Genomic DNA, 15,036 nt, shown 5'->3' on the forward strand with positions numbered 1-15,036 from the left:
TCTTCCCATCCACCCTCCACCAGGAGTTAGCCGCTATGACCGTTTCGTTTTCCCCTCGCAAACGCCGTGAGTTCCTCACCCAGACCCTGGGCCTGTCCGCCCTGGCCATGTCCGGTGGTGCTGCCCTCGCGCAGGCCAAACCCACCCTGAAAATCGGCTTTGTCGATGGATGGTCCGACAGCGTGGCCACCACCAACCTGGCAGCGGCCATCATGCGCAGCAAGCTGGGCGTGAATGTGGAACTGGTGCCCTTGGCGGCTGGCATCATGTGGCAAGGCGTGGCCCGTGGCGACATCGACATGACGCTCTCCGCCTGGTTGCCCGTCACCCACGAGGCCTACCTGACCAGCTTCAAGGACAAGGTGCAGATCGTCGGCGCCAACTACCCCGGCGCCAAGATCGGCCTCATCGTGCCCGACTACGTCAAAGCCACCAGCCTGGCCGACCTCAACACCTTCCGCGCTGACTTCGACAACCGCATCGTCGGCATCGATGCCGGCGCCGGCGTGATGAAGAAAACCGAAGAAGCCATCAAGGCCTATGGCCTGGAGATGCGCCTGCAGCCCAGCTCCGGCCCCGCCATGGCCGCCGAGCTGGACCGTGCCTACCGCGCCAAGAAGTCCATCGCCGTCACAGGCTGGATCCCGCACTGGATGTTCGCCAAGTACAAGCTGCGCTTCCTGGCCGACCCCAAGACCATTTACGGCGCAGAAGAACACGTGGACAGCGTCATCAACCCCGGCCTGAACACCAAGGCGCCTGCGGTGGTGGCCTTCCTGAAGAAATTCTCCTGGAAGCCTGAGGAAATCGGCGCCGTGATGCTGGCCGTGGAAGGTGGTGCCAAGCCAGCCGAAGCTGCTGAAAAGTGGATGAACGACAACGCAGCCCGCGTCTCCGGCTGGCTGTAAGACTGACGCGATTGAGGTAAGACCATGCACCCCCAACTCCCCATTAACGTTCACGCAGACACCGGTGTCTGGACCACTGACGGCTTGCCGATGATTTATGTGCCCCGGCACTTTTTCGTCAACAACCATGTGGAAACCGAAGCCGTGGTGGGTCGGGAGGTGTATGCGCCTGCGTTGTACAAAGCCGGCTACCGCTCAGCCTACTTCTGGTGCCAGAAGGAAGCCGCCACCCATGGCCTTTCCGGCATGGCAGTGTACGAGCACTACCTCAAGCGTCTGTCCCAGCGTGGTTGGGGCCTGTTCTCGTTCACATCGGCAGACGCCAGCACCGGCCACGCTACCGTGAAGCTGGAGCACTCGGTGTTTGTGCTGGCACAGGGCATTGCCGGTGTACCGGTCAACCACAGCAAGGTCTGCTACCTGTTTGCAGGATGGTTCTCGGGTGCCATGGACTGGGTGCTGGAAACCAGCGGCTCCAGCATCCGCACCACCAGCGAAGAAACCCAGTGTGCCGCCGAAGGCCACCCGCACTGCATTTTCACCGTCCGCCCCCTGTAACCCTACCTAGCCAGGCACCCCGCCATGCGTTACCCGCACTTGTTTGAGCCCATCCGTCTGAACCAGGTTCTGGTGCGCAACCGCATCGTCAGCACCGCGCATGCCGAGGTGTATGCCGAAGGCGGCCATGCGTCGGAGCGCTACATCCGCTACTACGAAGAAAAAGCCAAGGGCGGCGTGGGCCTGGCCATCTGCGGTGGCTCCAGCCCGGTATCGCGCGACAGCCCCTGGTCGTGGTGGAGCTCGATCAACCTGGCCAACAGCTCGGTAGTGGACTCCCTGGCCAAGCTGGCGGAAACCATGCACAAGCATGGCGCCAAGATCATGATCCAGGCCACCCACATGGGCCGGCGCAACGCATGGCATGGTTTTGACTGGCCGCACCTGGTCAGCCCCTCCGGCATCCGCGAGCCGGTGCACCGTGGCAATGCCAAGACCATCGAGATCGAAGAGATCCGCCGCATCGTGGCCGACTACGGCCGTGCCGCCAAGCGCGTGAAAGACGCGGGCCTGGACGGCATTGAAATCTCGGCTGCGCACCAGCAGCTGATTGACCAGTTCTGGAGCCCCCGCGTCAACCACCGCAGCGACGAATACGGCGGCAGTCTGGAAAACCGCATGCGCTTCGGCATGGAGGTGCTGCAGTCCATTCGCGAACAGGTGGGGGCCGACTTCTGCGTGGGCATGCGCATGTGCGGCGACGAATTCCATGAAGACGGCATCAGCCACGACATGGCCAAAGACATTGCCCAGGGCATGAGCGAGTCCGGCCTGATCGACTTCCTGAGCGTGGTCGGTTCCGGTGCCGACACCCACAACACCCTGGCCAACTGCATGCCACCGATGGCGCTGCCACCCGAGCCCTTTGTGCACCTGGCTGCCGGCATCAAGTCGGTGTCCAAAGTGCCGGTGATGCATGCCCAAAGCATCCGCGACGCCTCGCAAGCCGAGCGCATCCTGGCCACCGGCATGGTGGACATGGTGGGCATGACCCGGGCGCAGATCGCCGACCCGCACATGGTCATCAAGATCCGCGACGGCAAAGAAGACCAGATCAAACAATGCGTGGGCGCCAACTACTGCATCGACCGCCAGTACAACGGCCTGGATGTGCTCTGCGTGCAAAACGCCGCCACCAGCCGCGAGCAGACCATGCCCCATGTGATCGCCAAGACCACCGGCCCACGCCGCAAGGTGGTGGTGGTAGGCGCTGGCCCGGCCGGGCTGGAAGCGGCCCGCGTGGCGCGCGAGCGGGGCCACGACGTGGTGCTGTTCGAAAAAAACACGCTGGTGGGCGGACAGGTCAATCTGGCCGCCAAGCCACCCAAGCGCGAACAGATGGCCGGCATCATCCGCTGGTTTGACATGGAGACCGTGCGCCTGGGCGTGGACCGCCGCCTGGGTGTGGCGGCCACGGCCGAGATGATCCAGGCTGAAGCCCCCGACATCGTGGTGTTGGCCACCGGCGGCGTGCCCCACACCGGGCAAACGCCAGCCTGGGGCGCGGCCGAAGGCCTGTGCGTAAGTGGATGGGACATCCTGAGCGGTGCGGTGCAACCCGGCGAGAACGTGCTGGTGTACGACAGCATCAGCACCCACGCCGGCACCGGTGTGGCCGACTTCATTGCCGCACGCGGTAAGCAGGTCGAGATAGTCACCCCCGATGTGAAGGTGGCCGACGACACCGGCGGCACCACCTTCCCCATCTTCTACCGCCAGCTCTACGCCAACGGCGTCATCCAGACGCCCAACCACTGGCTGGAGAAGGTCTACCGCGAAGGCGACAAACTGATTGCGGTGCTGAAGAACGAATACACCGAAGTGCTGGAAGAGCGCGCCGTGGACCAGGTGGTGGTGGAAAACGGCATCTTGCCGAACGACGGTCTGTACTGGCAGCTCAAACCCCTGTCTCTGAACAAGGGGCAGACCGACCTGGACGCGTTGTTCGACGCACAGCCCCAACCGGCACTGAGCCAAGCCACCGGCAATGGTCAGTTCCTGCTGTACCGCGTAGGCGACTGCATTTCCATGCACAACATCCACGCCGCCATTTACGACGCGCTGCGTCTGTGCAAGGACTTCTGAGATGCTGCCCCAGCTCGTTAGCGCGGTTTTCTGGTTGGCAGTCCTGGCACTGGGCTGGGGCCTGGCGCGCCGCGCACTTGTATGGAAAAAAGGCCGCCAGGCCACGGTAGATCTGCGCGGACTGCTACAAATTCCGAAGCGTTATTTTGTCGACCTGCACGACGTGGTGGCCCGTGAGCCCTTCGTCGCTCGGGCCCACGTGGGGGTGGCCGGCGGCGCCATCCTCGCGCTAGCCCTAGTCGCCTTGAACTACGGCCTGGGGCTTTATCTTCGTGTGCTGGATGGCGCGCTGCTCTTCGCCGGTGTGCTGATGGTGGCGGGCGCCAGCGCCATGGCCTGGCGCCGCCGCGCAGCACCGCCCCGCCTCTCGCGCGGCCCCTGGAGCCGCCTGCCGTTCAGCCTGCTACTGTTTGCCGTGGCCGTCAGCCTCACCTCCGCCGTGGCCCTCACCGGCACCGCGCTCGCCCCCTGGCTGGCTGGCCTCATCAGCCTGGCGTTTGCTGCGGGTGCTGCCGAGCTGGCACTGGGCATCGGCTTGGGCGGCCCCATGAAACACGCGGTGGCCGGCTTGCTGCATCTGGGCTTGCACCCACGGCCAGAACGCTTTGGCACGCCGGCGGAAAAACGCTTTGCCACCGCCCTGCGCCCTCTCGCCTTGACGGCCGACGACATAGGCGTGGGCAAGCCCGCCGACTTTGCCTGGAACAAACTGCTGTCGTTTGATGCCTGCGTGCAATGCGGCAAGTGCGAGGCCGCCTGCCCGGCCTTCGCCGCGGGCCAGCCGCTCAACCCCAAGAAGCTGATCCAGGACCTGGTGGTGGGCATGAGTGGCACGTCGGATGCCGCCTACGCCGGCAGCCCCTACCCCGGCCAACCCGTCGGCCAGCATGGTGGCGCACCCCAGCTGCCCATCGTGGGTGGCCTGATCAGCAGCGACACCCTGTGGTCCTGCACCACCTGCCGCGCCTGTGTGCAGGAATGCCCCATGCTGATCGAGCATGTGGACAGCATCGTCGACATGCGCCGCCACCTGACCCTGGTGGGCGGTGTGGTGCCCAACAAGGGCAACGAAGCGCTGGACAACCTGCGCGACACCGACACCGTGGGTGGCTTCCCTCTGAGCGCCCGCCACCACTGGGCGGCAGACCTCAATGTGCCGGTGCTAGCAGCCGGTGAATCCACCGAATGGCTGGTACTGGTGGGTGAAGGCGGTTTTGACATGCGCTACCAGCGCACCCTACGCGCCTTCATCAAGACGCTGCAAAAGGCCGATCTGAAGATCGCCCTGCTGGGCGCCGCAGAAACCGACGGAGGCGACCTGGCCCGCCGCCTGGGCGACGAAGCCGGCTTCCAACGCCTGGCACGGCAGCTCATGGCCACCTTGCAGGCGCGCACGTTCAAAGGCATCGTCACCGCAGACCCGCACCTGTTTCACCTACTCAAGAACGAATACCCCGCACTGGGTGGCCACTTCACGGTGTTGCACCATACCCAGCTGCTGGCCGAGCTGATGGCCAAGGGCAGCCTGAAGGCTACCCGCAGTGCCGGCGTGGACAGCCTGACCTACCACGACCCCTGCTACCTGGGCCGCTATGGCCAAGAGGTGGACGCCCCCCGCGCCGTGCTCAAGGGCATTGGTATCAAGGTGGTGGAAATGGAACGCCATGGGGTACGCGGCCGCTGCTGCGGCGGCGGTGGCGGTGCCCCGTTCACCGACATTCCGGGCAGCACCCGCATTCCCGACATCCGCATGGCAGACGCCAAAGCCACGGGCGCAGCCGTGGTGGCCGTGGCCTGCCCGCAATGCACCGCCATGCTCGAAGGCGTGGTGGGCCCACGCCCCGAGGTGCGCGACATTGCCGAACTCGTGGCCCACGCCGTGGAGGCCGTATGAACACCGCAACGCCTGCACAAGCCATACGCCGCGTCGACCCACGCCGCCCTGCCATCCTCACGCCCCAGGGTCTGCGCCGCATTGTGCTGGGCAGTACCGAAGGCGAGCGCGGTGCCGCGCGCTTGCACGCCGCGCACGACGCCCCCAAGCCCGTGCGCAACCAGGGCCCGTTCAGCCACGCCCATGTGGTGGTCACCCACACCGAGCGCGGCGCCCTGGGCGATGGCGCGCGTCAGGCCCTGGCCGCCGCCGCCATCCTGGCCGATGCGGTCACTGAAGTGGTGCTGCTGGCCCTGGGCGCCTGCAAAGACGACGCCGCTGCGTTGGGTGCCGACCGCGTGTTGTGCGCAATAGACTTTGACGCCAGCCGCTACCAGCCCGAGGCCGCGGTCGCCTGGCTGCAGGTGCTGCAGACGCAGATGGCGGTGCGCCACTGGTTCTTTGCCGACCACACCGCCGATGGCGAGCTAGGCCGCCGCTTCGCCACCGCCAGTGGCTTGCCCGCCAGCTGCGGTGTGGCAGAGATCAACGCACGCGAGACGCGCAGGCCAGCCAGCCCCACCCACGACTGCGTGCAGCCCCACACGGCCGTCCTGCTGCTGAGCAAGGGAACCGCTTCGACCCAGCTGCCATTTGTCGGTCTGGGCCAGGCGGCGACAGCCCCGGCATGGGTGAACGTGCCCCACCCCCAAGTCGAAGACCTGGGCGTGCAGGCCGGCGACCCCCAGTCGCTGGCGCTGGAAGAGGCGGACTTCATTGCCGCAGCCGGCAACGGTGTGCAGAACGTGCCCCTGTTCCACGACCTGGCCCGCAGCCTGGGTGCGGCCGTAGGCGCATCGCGTGTGGCGGTGGACGATGGCCGCTTCACCCGCGCACAGCAGGTGGGGGCCACCGGCAAAACGGTGAGCGCGTCGACCTACCTCGCGCTGGGCATTTCGGGCGCGGTACAACACTTGCAAGGCATCAAGGATTGCCGCCATGTGATTGCCGTGAACACCGATGCCTCCGCCCCCATGACCAAACGCGCCGACCTCACCTTGGTTGAAGACAGCGCCGCGCTGATGCAGGCCCTGCTGCAACTGGTGCGCCAAGGCAAGGAGCCAATATGAGCCGCATGACCGTGTTGGTGGCTGCCCGACAGCACCCCGTGAGTGGCAGGCCCACCCGCAGCCCGGCCGATGCCAAGGCTGTCGCCTTGGCGCTGGCCGTGCCGGGCAGCAATGTGCAATTGCTCAGCGCGGGCGACATGGGGGACGACGTGGCCCGCGACTACCTGGCCCAAGGCGCACGCTCCATCGAAGTGATCGCCTCGGACGCTGACGTGTGTGCGGGTTTGCTTGCGCCGTTGCAAGAGGTGCCCTGGGTATTGACCGGTACCCGCAGCGCCGAAGAAGCGGGCGGCAACCTGTTGCCCTTCCAGCTGGGCGCCGCCTTGGGCCGCCCGGTGGTGACCCAGGTGGTGGCGATAGAAGATCATGGCACGCACTGGATCGTGACCCAGGCCCTGCCCAAAGGGGCGCGCCGTCGCTTAAAGGTCACCGCCCCTGCGGTGCTGGCCATCAGCGAGGCAGCACCGGCCACCGTGCGCTACGCCTTGGCAGACAAAACAGCGGGCCGTATTTTCCGAACCGGTGCAGTCGCACCCGCAGAGGCTTCCACCCATGCCAGCACGCTGGTGCCCCGCAGCAAACGCCGCGCCGTGTTGCAAGCCAAGGTGGCGCAAAGCGGCCATGCCCGCATGCTGGGCGCGATCGATTCGCCCGCGGGCGGCGGCACCGTGGTCAGCACCGGCACAGCCGAACAGAAGGCGCAGGTCCTGCTGGACTACCTGCGTCGCCATGCGCTCGTCAATTTCTAGGGAAGGTACAAGAGGTACACCATGCACACCACCATTTCCGCACACACCCTGTTGACCCGCGAGTTGCTGGCGCGCCGCCGCCCCGGCTACAGCCTGGAGGCGCCGTTCTACTTGAGCGAGTCCATCCTCGCGGCCGACATGGAACACATCTTTGGCAAGCACTGGATCTTTGTGGCCGTCGAGCCGCAGATTGCCGAAGCGGGCGACTACATCACGGTGGACTTTGGCAACAACTCCATCCTCATCGTGCGCGATGACGACATGCAGGTCAAAGCCTTCCACAACGTCTGCCGCCACCGCGGCTCGCGCCTGTGCGCCAGCCACCGCGGCTCGGTGGGCAACATCGTCTGCCCCTACCACCAGTGGACCTATGACCTCAGCGGCAAGCTGATCCACGCCAAACACATGGGCGACGACTTTGACCTCTCTGGCTCCAGCCTCAAGGCCGTGCATGTGCGCAGCCTGGGCGGGCTGATCTTCATCTGCCTGGCCGAGCACCCACCCGCAGACTTCGATCAGATGGCCGCGGAGATGACGCCCTACATCGCCCCGCACCGTCTGGCCGACTGCAAAGTGGCGGCGCAGGTCGACATCATCGAAGACTGCAACTGGAAGCTCACCATGGAGAACAACCGGGAGTGTTACCACTGCGTGAGCAACCACCCGGAGCTGACCATTTCCCTCTACGAATACGGTTTTGGCTACCAACCCGACGAACAGAATGCTGCGGGCCTGCAGCGCTTCAAGGACGTGACGGCCGCCAACCATGCGCGCTGGGAGGGCATGGGTCTGCCCTCAGCCGAAATCGACACCCTAGACGACCGCATCACCGGCTTTCGCACGCAGCGCCTGCCGATTGACCGCACGGGCCAGTCGCAGACCATGAACACCGAAGTCGCGTCCAAAAAACTGCTGGCCGATTTTGTGGACCCCGCACTGGGTGGCCTGTCGTTTTGGACCCAGCCCAACTCGTGGCACCACTTCATGAGCGACCACATCGTGAGCTTCTCGGTGCTGCCGATCTCGGCCGGCAAGACGCTGGTGCGCACCACCTGGTGTGTGCACAAGGATGCCGTGGAGGGCGTGGATTACACCGTAGACAACCTCACCGCCGTGTGGAATGCTACGAACGCGCAGGACCGCCGCCTGGTCGAAGAGTCGCAGATCGGTGTCGCCAACGGTGCGTATGAGCCTGGCCCCTACTCGCCCTTCACCGAAGGGCTGGTCGAGAAGTTCTGCAACTGGTACGTGGGCCGCATGCGCGAGCTGACGCGCTGATCCCCGCGCCCTTTCTTTCACTGACCGATTGCCTGACACCACCGCATGAGCTTTCTCGCCCACTTGCCTGACTTTGCACGCGCACCGTCCCAGCCCTGGTCTTCGGACCGGGACGAGACCCTGCGCTGCATCCACATCCGCCAGGAAACGCACGACGTCAAAACCTTTGTGCTGGCGGCAGATGCACCGCGCAGCTTCCGCTACCTGCCAGGCCAGTTCATCACCCTGGAGTTGGACATCAACGGGCAGAAGATCAACCGTTGCTACACCCTGTCTTCCACGCCCACGCGGCCGGATGTCGTCAGCATCACGGTCAAGCGGGTGCCCGGCGGCGCGGTGTCCAACTGGCTGCACGACAACCTGCGCATCGGCATGGCGCTGGGGGTGATGGGCCCCTCGGGCGACTTCAGCTGCTTTGCACAACCGGCTAAACAGTACCTGCTGATGTCGGGCGGCAGCGGTGTCACCCCGCTGATGTCGATGGCACGTGCACTGCACGACCTGGGCAGCGATGCCGATGTGGTGTTTGTGCACTGCGCACGTACCCCGGCCGATGTGTTGTTTGCCGAAGAGCTGGTCCTGCTGGCGCGCAATATGCCGAAGTTTCGCGTGGCCATCGTGTGTGAGCAACACACCGCGGGCAGCAGTTACGCAGGCCACCTGGGCCGCATGGATGCCGCACGCCTGGCGCACATTGCGCCCGACTTCATGCAGCGCGATGTCTACACCTGCGGACCAGCACCATTCATGGGCGCGGTGCGCACCTTGCTGGACCAGGCGGGTTTTGACATGGCACGGTACCGCCAGGAAAGTTTTTCGTTTGAAGAAACAGTAGTACCGACCTCGGCGCCCGCCGAACCGGTAACCGCAGCGCCTGGTGCTGCAGTGCTGCACACCATCACCCTGAAGAAAACTGCCCAGAGTTTTAGCTGTGCAGAAGACCAGACCATTTTGCAAGCCGCCTTTGCAGCCGGTGTGCGCTTGCCATCGTCGTGCAGCAGCGGGGCCTGTGGCACCTGCAAGTCGCTAAGCCTGTCCGGCAAGGTGCAAATGCAACACGCGGGCGGCATTCGCCAACGCGAAATCGACCAAGGCTGGATGCTGCCCTGCTGCTCCAAGCCCTTGAGCGACGTGGCGCTGGACCGCTGACCCCTCAGGAGTGCATGTTCAGCCCCCCAATGAAACGCCCCATGCACTCCCTTTTTGTCGCCGCATTTTCCGCACCCTGCGGGGCACGAAAGCCTTGCTGCGCGCGGCTTGGCGCACGAAAAACAAACCCCAAAACCAGCCCCAACTGGCTCGCCCCTTGCTTACACCACAAGCGCTTTTTGTCATCCCGCGATGAACTTTGGAGACCTCCATGTCGGATCTGAAAATCAGTGTCAAAAACCTCTACAAAATCTTCGGCAACAACACGGCGGCAGCGCAGAACATGTTGAACGAAGGTTTCAGCAAGGATGAGGTGTTTGCCAAGACCGGGCATGTGGTCGGCGTCAACCGCGTCAGCTTCGATGTCAACCAGGGCGAGATTTATGTGCTCATGGGGCTGTCGGGATCCGGCAAATCCACGCTCATCCGATTGATCAACCGCCTCGTCGAACCCACCGATGGCATGATCATCATTGACGACCAGAACATCGCCAAACTGCCGCAGCCCGAGCTCGTCAAATGGCGGCGCAAACGGGTGGCCATGGTGTTCCAGTCGTTTGCCCTGATGCCGCACCGCAGCGTGCTGGACAACGCGGCCTTCGGCTTGGAGATGGCCGGCACCGACCGGAAGGAACGCGAAAAACGCGCCATGGAGGTGCTGGCCCAGGTGGGCCTGCACACCTATGCCGCCAAGTACCCGCACCAGCTTTCGGGCGGCATGCAGCAGCGCGTCGGCCTGGCCCGCGCGCTGGCGGTGGACCCTGACATTCTGTTAATGGACGAAGCCTTCTCGGCACTGGACCCGCTCAAGCGCGTGGAGATGCAGACCCTGATGCTGGAACTGCAACGCGTGCAAAAGCGCACCATCCTGTTTGTCTCGCACGACCTCGAAGAGGCCCTGCGCATTGGCAACCGCATCGCCATCATGGAAGGCGGCCAGCTGGTGCAAGAAGGCACGGCGCACCAGATCATTACGCAGCCGGCCAACGACTATGTGCGCAAGTTTTTTGAGGGCGTGGACACCTCGCGTTACCTCACCGCAGCCGACCTGCTCGACAGCAGCCTCAACGGCCACTCGTACCACGGCGGGCCACGCCTGGCCTGGTCCACCCCCTTGCCCGATGCCATGAAGATCGTCATGGGTCTGGACGAACCCGTGGGCGTGTTTGACGCCGCGGACCACTTACTCGGCTGCATCTCTGCACGCAGCCTGCTTGTCAAAATGTCCCAGGAAGCCCGCCATGTCTGATCTATTGACCACAGTGACCGAAGCCTCCCACAACATGCTGCCGCTGGGGCAGTGGGTAAATGCCGGTGTGAAAGTGCTGCTCGATAACGGTGCATCGGTGTTCGATTCCGTGGGTGTGGTGGTGGAAGGTTTCGCCCAGTCCATCGAGCAGGGTTTGCTGGCGATTCCCTTCTGGCTGGTCATCGCCGTGGCCACCTATGTGGGTTTCAAGCGGCTGGGCTGGGCCTTTGGCCTGTTTGTTGCTTTGGCTTTGATGCTGATTGTGGTGACCGGCTTCTGGCCCCAGACCATGGTGACCCTGGCGCTGACCCTGTCCGCCACCCTGATCAGCTTGCTGTTTGGCATTCCACTGGGCATCTGGTGTGCCCGCAACAACCATGTCAACGCCAGCGTTCGCCCTGTTTTGGACTTCATGCAAACCATGCCCGCCTTTGTGTACCTGATTCCCGCCGCCATGCTGTTCGGGCTCGGGCGCGTGCCGGGCACGATTGCGACCGTGATCTTCGCCATGCCGCCGGTGGTGCGCCTGACCAGCCTGGGCATCCGCCAGGTGAGTTCCGAGCAGGTCGAGGCTGGTAACGCCTTCGGCTGCACCTCGGCCCAGCTGCTGTTCAAAGTGCAGCTGCCCATCGCCATGCCGACCATCATGGCCGGTGTGAACCAGACCATCATGATGGCGCTGTCCATGGTGATCATTGCCTCCATGGTGGGGGCCGGCGGGCTGGGCAACGACGTGCTGGCCAGCATCCAGCGCCTGGACATTGGCTTAGGGTTTGAGAGTGGTCTTGCTGTCGTTTTGCTGGCTATTATTCTGGACCGCATCACCGAGAGCTTCGGCGTGGCCCGCCAGAGCCACGACAGCTGAGAACAAAAAAAGCGGATCAGGAGCAACACGTGCAACGGACTTCCCAGGACATCAACTCGGCCGCCGCCTATGGTGCGAATGAATCGCGCACCGATGGCACGCCCACGCACGTCGGCTTCATCCTGATGCCGGACTACTCGATGATCGCGTTTGCCAACGCCATCGAAACCCTGCGCATGGCCAACTACATCAGCCGCAGCACGTTGTACCGCTGGTCAGTGGTCAGCACCGACCAGGCCGGCGCCGTGGCCAGCAACGGCTTGTGTATGGCCTCGTCCTGTGGCGCAGACACGCTGCAGGGCTGCGACATGGTGTTTGTGTGCGGCGGGGTCAACATCCGCGCCAACACCGACGACAAGATCCGCCAGCTGCTGCACCAGTGTGCCGCCAGCGGTGTGGCCATGGGTTCCTTGTGCACCGGCTCGTTTGCACTGGCCAGTGCCGGTTTGCTGGACGGCTACAAGTGCGCCATCCACTGGGAAAACCTGGCCGCCATCAGCGAAGAATTTCCGCGCGTGCAGTTCTCTACCGAAGTGTTTGTACTGGACCGCGACCGCTACACCTGTTCCGGGGGCACTGCGCCCCTGCACCTCATGCTGCACCTGGTGCGCGCGCACCACGGGGCCAAGCTGGTGATGGACATTTCCGAGCAGTTCATTGTGGAGCGCCTGCGCGCCAGCAACGACCGCCAACGCATCCCCCAGCCTGAATGCATAGGCCCTGGCTACCAGCACCTGACCGAGGCTGCCGAGATCATGGCCGCCAACATCGAAGAGCCGCTGCCACTGGCAGAGCTGGCCGCCGTCATCCACGTGTCGCTGCGCCAGCTGGAGCGGCTGTTCCACCGCTACTTCAGCATGAACCCGGCGCAGTACTACATGAACCTGCGCCTGCGCCGCGCGCAGGAGTTGTTGACGCACAGCAGCATGCCGGTGATGCAGGTCACCGTGGCCTGCGGCTTCCAGTCGGCCTCGCATTTCTGCAAGGCCTACCGCAGCTTGTTCGGCCATTCCCCCAGCGAAGAACGCCGCAACCAGGCGGCCGCCCCCGAGGCCCGCACCACCCCCAACCGCCAGGCCAGCCCCCGCCGCTTCGAAGCCAGCGCCCACGCCTGAGGTCGGCGCCATCCGGCACAACGCCCGCAAGGGGCAGGTGTTTTCACACCCGCTTAATTGCTATCTATTTAATAGCTGCTTGCGCAATATCTATGGGGCTCAACGGCATATTCCACCTAAATTTGTGCATTCCCCACCCATGCCGTTCTGGAGCAATTTCACGTCGTTCTGAGCAAAGTTAGACACCGCCAAGCTGCCAAAGTCGCAGGGCGTTTAGTTCGACACTCCCCCACCTCACACGATTGGAACTGGTCATGAAACTCACCGTCTCGATGCTGGCTTGCGCAGCCGCTGTACTCTCCCTCACCGTGCCCCTGGCCCACGCCGAAGACGCCAGCTGCAAACCCGTGCGTTTTGCCGATGTGGGCTGGAGCGATATCGCCGCCACCACCGGCCTGGCCTCGGTGGTGCTGGAAGGCCTGGGCTACAAGCCCACGGTGACCATCGCGTCGGTTCCCATCACCTTTGCCGGCATCAAGTCCAAGCAGATCGACGCTTTCCTGGGTTACTGGAACCCCAGCATGACGCCCATGATCGAGCCCTTCGTCAAGGCTGGCCAGATCAAGGTGCTGGACCAGCCCAACCTGGTGGGCGCCAAGTACACCCTGGCCGTGCCCGCCAGCCTGTACGACAAGGGCCTGAAGACCTTTGCCGATATCTCCAAGTTTGAAAAAGAACTCGGCGGCAAGATCTACGGCATTGAGCCCGGCAACGATGGCAATGCCCTGATCATCGACATGATCAAGAAGAACGACTTCAACCTCAAGAGCTTCAAGATCGTGGAATCGTCCGAGGCCGGCATGCTGGCCGAGGTGATGCGCTCGGCCAAGAGCGGCAAGCCCATCGTCTTCCTGGGCTGGGAACCCCACCCCATGAACGTGCAGGTGAAGATGAAATACCTGGAGGGCGGAGACGCCGTGTTCGGACCCAACCTGGGCGAGGCCAAGGTGTTCACCGCCATCCCACCGGCCTACGAGACCCGTTGCCCCAACGTCGTGACCCTGCTGAAGAACCTGCAGTTCACCACCGACATGGAAAACAGCGTGATGCTCTCCATCATGGACAAGGCCAAACCCAACAAAGCGGCCAAGGACTACCTGAAGAAGAACCCTGCCGTGCTGGAGGGCTGGCTCAAGGGCGTGAAGACTTTTGACGGCAAGGATGGCCTGCCTGCGGTCATGGCTTCTTTGAAGTGAGCACAGCTGCATGAGTCTGGACACCGCCACCCACTACTGTCTCAACCTGGCCTGCGGCAGCGCCCGCGGCCAGGTGGCCGCCATCTCGAACCTGCTGAACGAGCATGGCGCCTACATCGAGCAGTTCTCCGTGTTTGACGACCACACCACGGAGCGGTTTTTTGTGCGCGGTGTGTTCAGTCTGCGCAGCCCGGTGCAGGTGCTGGAGCAGGCCCTCACGGCGCTGGCCAGCACCTTCCCGGATGCGCAGTGGAAGGTGCACGACCTGGCCGTGCCCACCAAGGTGCTGATCATGGTGTCCAAGTTTGACCACTGCCTGCGCGAGCTGATTGCGCAATGGCGACGCGGCGAACTGAACATGGACATCGTGGCCGTGGCGAGCAACCATGCCGACCTGGCCAGCATCGCACAGGCTGAAGGCCTGCCGTTTCACCACCTGCCCATTAGTGCGGACACCAAGCCGCAACAAGAGGCGCAGCTGGAAAACATCATCACCGAAAGTGGCGCCGAATTCGTGGTGCTGGCGCGTTACATGCAGGTGCTCAGCGAAGACCTGTGCCACCGCCTGCACGGCCGTGTCATCAACATCCACCACTCCTTCCTGCCCGGTTTCAAGGGCGGCAAGCCTTACCAACAGGCCTTCGAGCGTGGCGTCAAACTCATTGGCGCCACGGCCCACTTTGCCACCACCGATCTGGACGAGGGTCCTATCATCGAACAATCCGTCGAACGCGTAGACCATGCAGACACCCCCCAGAACCTGGCCCAGGCCGGTCGGCTGGTAGAGAGCCTGGTGCTCTCGCGTGCCATGCGTTTTGTGCTGGACCGGCGGGTGTTCATCAACGGTAAAAAAACGGTGGTGCTGCGCTGAGCTGCAGCCA

The 15,036-nt window shown here is 63.8% G+C and carries 13 protein-coding genes; all 13 read left to right on the forward strand.

What is annotated here, in order from left to right:
- Window positions 1–35: 35 nt before the first annotated feature.
- The 13 genes from AC097A_RS17910 (at window position 36) to purU (ending at window position 15,026) form a co-directional block, all read left to right on the forward strand.
- Complete coding sequence (locus tag AC097A_RS17910) at window positions 36–908, forward strand: glycine betaine ABC transporter substrate-binding protein (RefSeq protein ID WP_479621887.1); 873 nt, start codon at window positions 36–38, stop codon at window positions 906–908.
- Between the two features lie 24 nt (window positions 909–932).
- The gene (locus AC097A_RS17915; RefSeq protein ID WP_479621888.1) at window positions 933–1,466 is read left to right on the forward strand and encodes a DUF5943 domain-containing protein; all 534 of its coding nucleotides are present in this window, start codon (window positions 933–935) and stop codon (window positions 1,464–1,466) included.
- A 24-nt stretch (window positions 1,467–1,490) separates the two neighbouring features.
- Window positions 1,491–3,551, forward strand: a complete 2,061-nt coding sequence (locus AC097A_RS17920) for an oxidoreductase (RefSeq protein ID WP_479621889.1) — start codon at window positions 1,491–1,493, stop codon at window positions 3,549–3,551.
- A gap of 1 nt (window position 3,552) precedes the next feature.
- Complete coding sequence (locus AC097A_RS17925) at window positions 3,553–5,445, forward strand: (Fe-S)-binding protein (RefSeq protein ID WP_479621890.1); 1,893 nt, start codon at window positions 3,553–3,555, stop codon at window positions 5,443–5,445.
- A complete protein-coding gene (locus tag AC097A_RS17930) occupies window positions 5,442–6,554 on the forward strand; it encodes an electron transfer flavoprotein subunit alpha/FixB family protein (RefSeq protein ID WP_479621891.1) in 1,113 nt (370 codons plus the stop codon). Before AC097A_RS17925 ends, AC097A_RS17930 begins: the two co-directional genes overlap by 4 nt.
- Window positions 6,551–7,303: an electron transfer flavoprotein subunit beta/FixA family protein gene (locus AC097A_RS17935; RefSeq protein WP_479621892.1), complete on the forward strand. Its 753-nt coding sequence runs from the start codon at window positions 6,551–6,553 to the stop codon at window positions 7,301–7,303. Before AC097A_RS17930 ends, AC097A_RS17935 begins: the two co-directional genes overlap by 4 nt.
- A gap of 21 nt (window positions 7,304–7,324) precedes the next feature.
- Window positions 7,325–8,581, forward strand: coding sequence for an aromatic ring-hydroxylating oxygenase subunit alpha (locus tag AC097A_RS17940; RefSeq protein WP_479621893.1), 1,257 nt, complete (start codon window positions 7,325–7,327; stop codon window positions 8,579–8,581).
- 45 nt (window positions 8,582–8,626) lie between these two features.
- On the forward strand, window positions 8,627–9,730 hold the full coding sequence (locus AC097A_RS17945) for an FAD-binding oxidoreductase (protein WP_479621894.1): 1,104 nt from the start codon (window positions 8,627–8,629) through the stop codon (window positions 9,728–9,730).
- A gap of 211 nt (window positions 9,731–9,941) precedes the next feature.
- Window positions 9,942–10,979, forward strand: coding sequence for a quaternary amine ABC transporter ATP-binding protein (locus AC097A_RS17950; RefSeq protein WP_105261692.1), 1,038 nt, complete (start codon window positions 9,942–9,944; stop codon window positions 10,977–10,979).
- Window positions 10,972–11,844 (forward strand): ABC transporter permease, encoded by an 873-nt coding sequence (locus tag AC097A_RS17955; RefSeq protein ID WP_105261693.1) that lies wholly within the window; start codon window positions 10,972–10,974, stop codon window positions 11,842–11,844. The genes AC097A_RS17950 and AC097A_RS17955 overlap by 8 nt, the downstream gene beginning before the upstream one ends.
- A gap of 29 nt (window positions 11,845–11,873) precedes the next feature.
- Window positions 11,874–12,959, forward strand: coding sequence for a GlxA family transcriptional regulator (locus tag AC097A_RS17960; RefSeq protein WP_479621895.1), 1,086 nt, complete (start codon window positions 11,874–11,876; stop codon window positions 12,957–12,959).
- A 272-nt stretch (window positions 12,960–13,231) separates the two neighbouring features.
- Window positions 13,232–14,155 carry a choline ABC transporter substrate-binding protein gene (locus AC097A_RS17965; RefSeq protein ID WP_479621917.1) on the forward strand — a complete coding sequence of 308 codons (924 nt, stop codon included), beginning with the start codon at window positions 13,232–13,234 and terminating at the stop codon, window positions 14,153–14,155.
- Window positions 14,156–14,165: 10 nt separating this feature from the next.
- Entirely contained in the window at window positions 14,166–15,026 is an 861-nt protein-coding gene (gene purU, locus AC097A_RS17970; RefSeq protein WP_315496765.1) for a formyltetrahydrofolate deformylase, read from the forward strand.
- Window positions 15,027–15,036: the final 10 nt, after the last annotated feature.

Source organism: Rhodoferax sp. XS2R6 (assembly GCF_056521365.1).

What these genes read in the sequence shown, in the direction of transcription:
- AC097A_RS17910 (WP_479621887.1), top strand. Translation starts at nt 36, where the DNA reads ATGACCGTTTCGTTTTCCCCTCGCAAACGCCGTGAGTTCCTCACCCAG.
- AC097A_RS17915 (WP_479621888.1), top strand. Translation starts at nt 933, where the DNA reads ATGCACCCCCAACTCCCCATTAACGTTCACGCAGACACCGGTGTCTGG.
- AC097A_RS17920 (WP_479621889.1), top strand. Translation starts at nt 1,491, where the DNA reads ATGCGTTACCCGCACTTGTTTGAGCCCATCCGTCTGAACCAGGTTCTG.
- AC097A_RS17925 (WP_479621890.1), top strand. Translation starts at nt 3,553, where the DNA reads ATGCTGCCCCAGCTCGTTAGCGCGGTTTTCTGGTTGGCAGTCCTGGCA.
- AC097A_RS17930 (WP_479621891.1), top strand. Translation starts at nt 5,442, where the DNA reads ATGAACACCGCAACGCCTGCACAAGCCATACGCCGCGTCGACCCACGC.
- AC097A_RS17935 (WP_479621892.1), top strand. Translation starts at nt 6,551, where the DNA reads ATGAGCCGCATGACCGTGTTGGTGGCTGCCCGACAGCACCCCGTGAGT.
- AC097A_RS17940 (WP_479621893.1), top strand. Translation starts at nt 7,325, where the DNA reads ATGCACACCACCATTTCCGCACACACCCTGTTGACCCGCGAGTTGCTG.
- AC097A_RS17945 (WP_479621894.1), top strand. Translation starts at nt 8,627, where the DNA reads ATGAGCTTTCTCGCCCACTTGCCTGACTTTGCACGCGCACCGTCCCAG.
- AC097A_RS17950 (WP_105261692.1), top strand. Translation starts at nt 9,942, where the DNA reads ATGTCGGATCTGAAAATCAGTGTCAAAAACCTCTACAAAATCTTCGGC.
- AC097A_RS17955 (WP_105261693.1), top strand. Translation starts at nt 10,972, where the DNA reads ATGTCTGATCTATTGACCACAGTGACCGAAGCCTCCCACAACATGCTG.
- AC097A_RS17965 (WP_479621917.1), top strand. Translation starts at nt 13,232, where the DNA reads ATGCTGGCTTGCGCAGCCGCTGTACTCTCCCTCACCGTGCCCCTGGCC.
- purU (WP_315496765.1), top strand. Translation starts at nt 14,166, where the DNA reads ATGAGTCTGGACACCGCCACCCACTACTGTCTCAACCTGGCCTGCGGC.